The sequence below is a fragment of the Mesorhizobium sp. M7A.F.Ca.CA.004.12.1.1 genome (genome assembly GCF_003997835.1).
In the GTDB taxonomy this organism is placed as follows: Bacteria; Pseudomonadota; Alphaproteobacteria; order Rhizobiales; family Rhizobiaceae; genus Mesorhizobium.
In genome coordinates this window covers 1-720 of record NZ_RZRK01001391.1, presented here as the reverse complement: position 1 = coordinate 720, position 720 = coordinate 1, and the positions used below count along the sequence as shown (strand labels likewise).

The window sequence follows — 720 nt, the reverse complement described above, 5'->3', positions numbered from 1 at the left end:
TTCGGACACGCCGCCCTTCGACTGGCAGCCCGACACGATCGCGGCGAGCGCCAAGGCGATTGCCCATGTCCGCGGACAGTGGACCTGTCGGCCAGCTTCCATGAATGCTCCACCCCTATGTGCCGCCGGATATTGTTCCCGGTCTGGTCTTCAACGCATGTTACGGCGGACTTGCAGTGCCGTCTGTAGTTCTTTTAGCCGCCGAAGAGCCTGCCTCTGAGCGCCCTGATCTGCCTTGCTTGCCCGGCACTTCGATAGTCGGCGCATTTCATGTATCGCGGCCCCGGCACGAACACGCGGCGCACGCAAACGCCCTTTGCCTGGGCAGGGGCTCCGCCCTCTCCGCCCGGCGAAAATGCGGAAAAGCCGAACGTCGCCACCGGCAAAGGCCCGGTCACTTCAAAGCCTTCCCTTGCCAGGATTGCCCGCGCACGCTGGCAGTAGCGGACCGAAAGGGCCGAGAACCGGCTTTCATTGTGCCCGGCGCGATATTTCATGACGGTGGTGCACAGATCGCCCGCGGCGAGCCTGTTGGCCTGTGCAAGATATTTGACCCCCAGCGCGATGTTGGCCGCCGGCGCGCTCAGATCGTCCAGGGAACCTCGAAAGCCGAGCATTCTGGCCGTCGCCGGCATCACCTGCATCAGGCCGACTTCGCCGTCGCCGCCTTGCACGTCGGGATCGAAGCCGCTTTCGATCTCCATCACCGCATGCGCACGC

The 720-nt window shown here is 64.2% G+C and carries 1 protein-coding gene; it reads right to left on the bottom strand.

All coding sequences use genetic code 11. The features are described 5' to 3' along the window. Positions 1-194: 194 nt before the first annotated feature. The coding region (locus EN984_RS36610) for a lytic transglycosylase domain-containing protein (RefSeq protein ID WP_164766017.1) at positions 195-720 on the bottom strand (526 nt) is incomplete at its 5' end.